The following is a 514-nucleotide window of genomic DNA, read 5'->3' on the forward strand; positions in this document are numbered from 1 at the left end:
CGAGGACGGACCCCGCCACCTGACTGCGGATGACTGCGATGATGTCCTGCGGGGACGCCGCCGGCGGAAGGCGGGTCACGCGAACGTGGTCACCGACCTCCGCACCGGGAGTCGCCTCGGAGCTGATCAGCCACACCGTAGGGGTCGGGCCGGTGCTCAGCACCGTCGACGTGACCGGAACACGGGCATGAGGGTCGAGGACGACGCGCACCGGGTTGGGGCCGTGCACCGCACGCACGGTCAATTGCGGATCATCGGCGATGACGGTCTGGGCCCCGACGAGGACGGCTCCCACGTGTGCGCGGATCCGGTGCAGATGGGTCCGATCGGTGGTCCCGGAGACGAAGCAGGCATCGCCGGTGCGGGTCGCGATGAACCCGTCCTGACTCTGTGCGAGTTGAGCGATGACCTCTTCGTTCGCGGTCAGAGCTGCGTAGATGTCCGCGTCGACTCCGGGCAGCTGAGTCCGCGATTCGTCTGTCTTCGCTGCAGGCGGAACATCGTGGTTCATCCG

Annotated in this window: 1 protein-coding gene; it reads right to left on the bottom strand. The window is 67.7% G+C overall.

From position 1 onward, the window contains the following. On the bottom strand, positions 1–514 hold a 514-nt coding region (locus tag IG178_RS25180), incomplete at both ends, for a RibD family protein (protein ID WP_193215293.1).

Origin of the sequence: Neoluteolibacter marinus (genome assembly GCF_014904755.1) — a bacterium.
GTDB classification, from domain to species: domain Bacteria; phylum Verrucomicrobiota; class Verrucomicrobiia; order Verrucomicrobiales; family Akkermansiaceae; genus Haloferula; species Haloferula marina.